This is a genomic window from Agriterribacter sp. (assembly GCF_035444585.1).
In the GTDB taxonomy this organism is placed as follows: Bacteria; Bacteroidota; Bacteroidia; order Chitinophagales; family Chitinophagaceae; genus Agriterribacter.
Window position 1 is genome coordinate 1 of the sequence record NZ_DAOMOZ010000258.1, and the last position, 5,965, is coordinate 5,965.

At 41.8% G+C, this 5,965-nt stretch carries 10 protein-coding genes and 1 tRNA gene; 3 read left to right on the top strand and 8 right to left on the bottom strand.

All coding sequences use genetic code 11. The features are described from left to right. Window positions 1-1,072: (R)-1-hydroxy-2-aminoethylphosphonate ammonia-lyase (gene pbfA / locus PLH26_RS19315; RefSeq protein ID WP_324587662.1), on the bottom strand; the 1,072-nt coding region annotated here is incomplete at its 3' end. A 106-nt stretch (window positions 1,073-1,178) separates the two neighbouring features. Between pbfA and PLH26_RS19320 the strand changes: the two genes are divergently transcribed. Further along, entirely contained in the window at window positions 1,179-1,811 is a 633-nt protein-coding gene (locus PLH26_RS19320) for a cation:proton antiporter domain-containing protein (protein WP_324587663.1), read from the top strand. On the opposite strand, the gene PLH26_RS19325 is transcribed toward PLH26_RS19320, so the two are convergent. Together PLH26_RS19325 and PLH26_RS19330 are read right to left on the bottom strand one after the other, a co-directional pair. Then, a complete protein-coding gene (locus tag PLH26_RS19325; RefSeq protein WP_324587664.1) occupies window positions 1,808-2,065 on the bottom strand; it encodes a Txe/YoeB family addiction module toxin in 258 nt (85 codons plus the stop codon). The genes PLH26_RS19320 and PLH26_RS19325 overlap by 4 nt on opposite strands. Window position 2,066: 1 nt before the next feature. Further along, window positions 2,067-2,321 (bottom strand): type II toxin-antitoxin system Phd/YefM family antitoxin, encoded by a 255-nt coding sequence (locus tag PLH26_RS19330; protein ID WP_324587665.1) that lies wholly within the window; start codon window positions 2,319-2,321, stop codon window positions 2,067-2,069. Window positions 2,322-2,897: 576 nt separating this feature from the next. On the opposite strand from PLH26_RS19330, the gene PLH26_RS19335 reads away from it, so the two are divergent. Both PLH26_RS19335 and PLH26_RS21850 read left to right on the top strand, forming a co-directional pair. After that, the gene (locus PLH26_RS19335; RefSeq protein WP_324587666.1) at window positions 2,898-3,242 is read left to right on the top strand and encodes a hypothetical protein; all 345 of its coding nucleotides are present in this window, start codon (window positions 2,898-2,900) and stop codon (window positions 3,240-3,242) included. 225 nt (window positions 3,243-3,467) lie between these two features. After that, on the top strand, window positions 3,468-3,806 hold the full coding sequence (locus PLH26_RS21850; protein WP_502876421.1) for a type II toxin-antitoxin system PemK/MazF family toxin: 339 nt from the start codon (window positions 3,468-3,470) through the stop codon (window positions 3,804-3,806). Window positions 3,807-4,316: 510 nt separating this feature from the next. Here the strand turns inward: PLH26_RS21850 and PLH26_RS19345 are convergent. From PLH26_RS19345 to PLH26_RS19365, 5 genes are all read right to left on the bottom strand, one after another. Next, window positions 4,317-4,574 carry a hypothetical protein gene (locus PLH26_RS19345; RefSeq protein WP_324587668.1) on the bottom strand — a complete coding sequence of 86 codons (258 nt, stop codon included), beginning with the start codon at window positions 4,572-4,574 and terminating at the stop codon, window positions 4,317-4,319. Continuing rightward, complete coding sequence (locus tag PLH26_RS19350; protein ID WP_324587669.1) at window positions 4,543-4,797, bottom strand: hypothetical protein; 255 nt, start codon at window positions 4,795-4,797, stop codon at window positions 4,543-4,545. The genes PLH26_RS19345 and PLH26_RS19350 overlap by 32 nt, the downstream gene beginning before the upstream one ends. Window positions 4,798-4,967: 170 nt before the next feature. After that, on the bottom strand, window positions 4,968-5,090 hold the full coding sequence (locus PLH26_RS19355) for a hypothetical protein (protein ID WP_324587670.1): 123 nt from the start codon (window positions 5,088-5,090) through the stop codon (window positions 4,968-4,970). A gap of 564 nt (window positions 5,091-5,654) precedes the next feature. Continuing rightward, window positions 5,655-5,738, bottom strand: a tRNA-Leu gene (locus PLH26_RS19360). Window positions 5,739-5,772: 34 nt separating this feature from the next. Beyond that, window positions 5,773-5,965 (bottom strand): EamA family transporter (locus PLH26_RS19365; protein WP_324587671.1); only part of this gene is annotated, 193 nt, incomplete at its 5' end.

Here is a 5,965-nt window from a genome sequence, read left to right on the forward strand (position 1 = left end):
GTAAATAATCGCCAAGCGTTGCCGCATTTTTTACCAGTTCATGCGATTCAATATAGTTGATGGCGGCGAGCCCTGCTGCGGCCGATAAAGGATTCTTTTCGTGCGTAAAATGCCCTATGGAACGGTGCTGCAAAATATTGTATTCCTCTTTGGTTACAATGCCGGCTAAAGGTAATAATCCTCCGCCAAGCGATTTGCCCAGCACCAGCACATCGGGTGTTACATAATGTTCACAGGCAAACCATTTGCCTGTTCGTCCCAGTCCTTCAATGATCTCATCAAAAATGAGGAAGATGCCCCGGGCATCGCAGATCTCCCTGATCTGCTGCCAGTAGCTTTGCGATGGTATTACCGGTGTAGAAGAAATGGGTTCGGCAACTATAGCGGCTATATCGGGATTCCTTTGCAGGATGATCTTCAACTGACGCAAGTATTGCTCATCAATTGCTTCTTCATTGCCTAAACCCCACGGGTTCCGGTAATAATTGGGGAATTCAATATGAAATGCCCCGGGCATCATGGGACCCATGCCAACAGAGAAATGCTCTTCGCCACCGATACTGGATGATTGAAATCCATTGCCATGATAAGCGTCCCAGTATGAAATTGTTTTCCACCTGCCCGTTATATGTTTGGCCAAAGCAACGGCCATTTCAATGGCTTCAGACCCGCCGGGGCAAAACAGCACGCGGGTAAGGTCTGCCGGCGTTATGCCCACCAGCTTTTTAGCCAGCTCAACGGCCGGGATATTGGTATAACGGCGCGGGGTGAACGCAAGTGCATCCTCCAATTGCTTCTGTACCGCCGCTATCACCGCTGCGTTGGAAAAGCCGGCATTGTGCACCCCGTTGCCATGCAGGTCGAGATAGCGCTTCCCCCCGAGATCTTCTATCCATGCGCCTTCTGTTTTTGCCAGCACGTTCATTACCGGTGTAGACAATGCCTGGTGCAGAAAGTATTTTGCATCTTCTTCCAGCCAGTGCCGCGTTTCGTCATCCAGGCGCTCAACATATTGAGCCCTTAGGCTGCCTGTATTGATGTCGCCCTGTTCTTTTGAAATAGTCTGTTCCATAAAAATAATGCGGGTTGTTGAGCTAATATACGCTGTATATAAAGTTTCCCGCAAAAAAATACGCTTTATCTGCCAGCTTGCCGGCGAAAGATGAAATGCAATGCAAATGGTTTATTGTATTCAGCGCAGCCATCCTGTTAACGGAGCAAGATCAATATATCCCGTGCTGTTGGTACTGGCAGGTCTGGCTATCAGTTTTATCCCCGGTATCCCTGCGATGCATATAGACCCGGAGCTTATTTTCTTTATCTTCCTGCCTCCATTATTGTATGAAGCGTCCTGGTCTGTCTCCTGGAAAGAGTTGTGGCGCTGGCGGCGCATCATCAGCAGCTTTGCCTTTGTGGTGATGTTCCTTACCGCCATGACGGTTGCTTTTGTATCCAATTATTTCATACCCGGATTTTCACTGGCATTGGGCTTTTTGCTGGGTGGCATTGGTTTGCTTATTGCATTCATTTTTATGGCGCTGCACAAATACCTGCCTACGGATGCAAATATGGATATTGTTCTGACCTTGCTAACGCCTTATATCATGTACCTTGCTGCGGAGCAGGTGCATAGCTCCGGTGTGCCGGCAGTGGTAAGCGGCGGGCTATTGTTGTCTAACAAGCGGCACGTTTTCCTGAGAAGCGCTTCCCGGTTGCGTGGTTACAATGTTTTGGAGAGCCTTTGTTTTGCATTTTCGGTGAGTTTAGGGAGCTTACCGCTGTACAGTTTGTGTTTCGGTACATTCACTTAATGATAATGAAAGCGACACTGGATGATGTGCAATCTTTTTTCCTTTACTGCATATACCAGCCTGTGTTCATCTGTGATGCGACGGCTCCAATAGCCCGATAAGGCTCCTTTAAGCGGCTCCGGCTTGCCAATACCCCTGAACGGAGAACGCAATATGTCTTTAATTAAGTCGTTGATCCGCTGCAGCGTTTTTTTATCCTGTGCCTGCCAGTAAAGGTAATCCTCCCAGGCATTTGTTTGCCAAACCAGCTCCATCCTACTTTTCTATGAGTTTATTCCTGAAGAATTTATTGCTGTTCATCTCTGCAATTGCTTCTTCCAGCCTTTTGCGATTAGCCTTTGTACCGGTTAAATGAAGTGTTTCCTGAATAGCATTGTATTCATCCAAATCCATTACAACTACATTTTTCCCCCGTGTTCTGGACACGATAACGATCTCCCGGTCGTCATTTACCGCATTCAAATTTTGAGACAGGTTATTACGGAACTCAGAATAATTTACAATCTTCATAATGTACTTATTTAAGTACAAAAATAAGTACAATTATTTAAAATTCCGGATTGTTGGGAACAAAATAAAAAAGCATTGTAAACCATTTATTTACAATGCTTTTGTGCCCGGGACTGGAACAAAACTATACGGTGTTATTATATTTATTTGTACGGTTGAGAGGTACAATAGGGGTACAGGATTTGTTATTATGCCTCTTTTATAATCCAATGCTGAGACTTGTAGATACTGAGCAAAAACAATCAGCATTATTTGATTTCCCTTATCATACCGGTGGGTAATTAGATACAGTTGGTACGGTCATAAACGTCTGTAACATCCCTATAATCACCAAACAGGTGGATATTTTAGCGACAGTATTTTTATTTTGTTCAGTTCCGCTTCTTCTCGCACATATTTTAAATAAACGATTAGCACACAACCAGTCTAAAAACATCTAATCTCGCATTCCTATATTAAGTTATTGATTTTCAATGCCGAAATTCATAAAAAAGTTGCTAACTTTGCCACCCATAAAAAATGATACATTTTTAATAACTTGTACTTTATATTTACGTTATAACCTACAAATAATCAATGGCAAAATCAGAGAGCGATAAGCTAAAATCGGTTACCATTTACAATAAAATATCCAACAGTTTCAGGGAGTTGCATGTTGACGGGGCTTATGGTGGTATTACTCCAAAAGGACAATTCAATATAAATTTTTACGCTGAGCGTCTTGCTATACCTAAGTCGACAGCCTTCAATATTGAAGAAAACAGACTTATAAAAATATCCGATAGCGAGGACAGTAAAAAAGGGATAATAAGAGAGTTCGAGACTGGTATTTACATGACTTTGGAAACAGCAAAAGAAATACATAAATGGTTAGGTGAGCAACTTACTAAATTTGAAGAATCTAAAAAGCGATCAAAATGACTTTATCTTACACATATTCTGAAAATCCCCGAGTTTTCAACTCAATCTTTGCAATGATAGGCTATTCGGGAACCTCTGAAACAGTTAAGCCAATTTCCCTTAATTCACTTGAAGAAGATGAATTGACTACTTTTTGTATGCAACTTTCTGAGAAGTCTTTGTCCAAAGTTTGGGAACAAGAAGATGACGAGTATTGGGCATCATACTTAAAAGACTAATTAGCCAATGCCATATAATCAAGGTGACATCGTTTTAGTTTCTTTCCCGTTAACCGATTTGTCTTCATCAAAAGTTAGACCGGCAATTGTTGTTTCTGGTATTGATGTAAACAACACAGATGACGTAATACTTGCAGCAATAACAACAAACCTAAGAAATGACGGCTTTTCCTTCCCCATAGACAACTCACATTTGACGAAACCAATGCAAAAACAAAGCGAAGTCCGTTGCCATAAGTTATTTACTTGTGACCAAACTTCAATACATAAAACAATAACCAAGTTAAGTAAGTCCCAGATAGATAAACTGACTAAAATAATCAAAGGCTGCTTTTCTACTGTTTGATTTACCATCAAGATTTCAAAGAGCTAATTCGCTTGACACAACTCTATCGCTTCGTAAGATTATATTATTTGCAAACACTTTCTCATTGTCGGTACCCTTCGCCCTCGTGGTGAACGTTCGACAGCATGTCGAAGGGTATAAATTAACAGGCGATAACGATTTGCCCATGGCTGCAAAAAGTTTTGCTTTTCCAGAAGTAGCAAGTAACCCTACAGCAAAAAGCCCGGAATTTCTTCCAGACTTTCAACACACTTTAATTTTTGCCTAAGCTGATTTATTTTCTCAACAAACCGTCTAAGTCTTCCAGCAGGTCTCTTTACTTATCAATCCCCTGAAGCCCTTTTATTCTTGCCTGGTTAATAAGGGTAGCGCTTGGTTTTTCCTGCACTAGCGATGGTAAGATATAAGTAGATTGGAGGAAATGAAATAGAGTAGATTCGGATTTAATCGCTGTTATAAAGTTAATTCATTTCGCCTGATTACTCATGCAATAACGCTTTGTTTATTTATTCACCACGTGGTATTTTCAATCTTTAATAGGTTCGCATCCCTTAGCGGGATCAGTATTATATGAGTTCCTGTGGCGGTCTGTGCTTCAAATTGCAAGCGGGTTAACACGTCTTTTGTTTTGTCATTGGTGTAACTGTCGCTCTCATTTATCCATACGGTGAAGTTATCCCCGGTAATATCCGCTATAGAGATTTTGCCGGATTTCAAGTCGTTGAGGAACTTCAGCTTAGCGAATCTTGTTTGTGGTATTTCTTTCATTGTAGTTGTGTTTAAATCCTTCAAAGGCTGGCATGTGTTCTTCAGTAATAACATTCAAAGTCAGGCGTTTTGCTTTTGCTTTTCTGGCTACAGAAAGCATCCAATTTAATTCCGGAGGCGTACACTTTCCCAAATCCAATGTCATAAGGAATAATTCATTTTCTGTTATCCTTCCTTCTTTCACTTTTTTTATGAATGCCAATTTTTCTTTCCGTGTTTTCACTTTTGATGATTTAATATTCCATTAATAACACGGTCCAGATCTTCGTCCGAAAGTTTCTCCAGGTCTGTTGTTAAATTGGTTGCCTGCAGGGTAGGTAGAGCGAATTTTAAGAGACGCTCAAATAGTATTACGCGGTCTTTACTTTCTAACTGCTGCCAATCGTCTTGTATCTACTCCCTGTTATCGTCAATAAAATTGCTTATCCATTGCCTCAAATCAGTTGCTACCTTATTGGGTTTGCCGGGCTTTCTGCCGCCCTGCCCTTTTTTAAAAGATGTTTTATTCCTTGCCATATTTTGCCCTATTTTATGGGTTAAGCCCGCTCCCTGTGTTTTAATTGAATGTTGTTTTCTTTGGTTTCAGCTTCAATAATTTTTCCCCTTTCGTCTTGCACGAACCGGATTGTTAAATCCTTAGCCTTCAGGTATGCATAGGTGAAGGGTTTACCTTTGAGCTGATTTTTGGTAAAGCCTTCAATGATGAATTGCCTCTATGCAAGCGGCATCTTGTTGAATTTATTTACCGATGGCAGGAAAGTACCACCTTTTACCAGCTTTACCGTTAGGGTTAAATATGCTTTCTCTTCAATCTGGCGCACATCTCCCCCGAGACGTTAAATAAAGCGTTCACTCCAGACCGGGACCATTCAAAGCCCGCGGCTATCATTGCTGCAATAAACTCCCCATTGGTTATACCCTGCCCTGTGGCGTCCCGGTACAGGCATTTCAGGGAATAGCTGTTCCATTCCGGGTTAATTTCATCAAATTAAAAGAAATGAAAAGAAAGGTAAAACATTGTAACTCTTTATTGGCAGTGGTTTCGGGTCATAAAAAAACCGCATCATAAATGCGGTTGTGTGCCCGGGACTGGATTCGAACCAGCACATCCTTTCGAACGCTGCCACCTGAAGACAGTGCGTCTACCAGTTTCGCCACCCGGGCTTAAAATACGGGCTGCAAATATAAGGTGGAATAATCATTTCACAGCTACATTTTTTGATTGCCGCCAGCCAATCAGCAATACACCGGCAATTACCAGTACCGTTCCCACCAGTTGTTCGGCAAACAGGGGCTCACCTAAAATAAAATAGGCCTGTACAATGGTTGAAACCGGCCCTATGGCTGATATGATGGCTACATTGCTGGAGCCGATACGTTTCATTCCGCCC

Bases quoted from the DNA above. Each gene is read 5' to 3' on its own strand.
- PLH26_RS19320 (WP_324587663.1), top strand. From the start codon at position 1,179: ATGGTTTATTGTATTCAGCGCAGCCATCCTGTTAACGGAGCAAGATCA.
- PLH26_RS19325 (WP_324587664.1), bottom strand. From the start codon at position 2,065: ATGGAGCTGGTTTGGCAAACAAATGCCTGGGAGGATTACCTTTACTGG.
- PLH26_RS19330 (WP_324587665.1), bottom strand. From the start codon at position 2,321: ATGAAGATTGTAAATTATTCTGAGTTCCGTAATAACCTGTCTCAAAAT.
- PLH26_RS19335 (WP_324587666.1), top strand. From the start codon at position 2,898: ATGGCAAAATCAGAGAGCGATAAGCTAAAATCGGTTACCATTTACAAT.
- PLH26_RS21850 (WP_502876421.1), top strand. From the start codon at position 3,468: ATGCCATATAATCAAGGTGACATCGTTTTAGTTTCTTTCCCGTTAACC.
- PLH26_RS19345 (WP_324587668.1), bottom strand. From the start codon at position 4,574: ATGAAAGAAATACCACAAACAAGATTCGCTAAGCTGAAGTTCCTCAAC.
- PLH26_RS19355 (WP_324587670.1), bottom strand. From the start codon at position 5,090: ATGGCAAGGAATAAAACATCTTTTAAAAAAGGGCAGGGCGGCAGAAAG.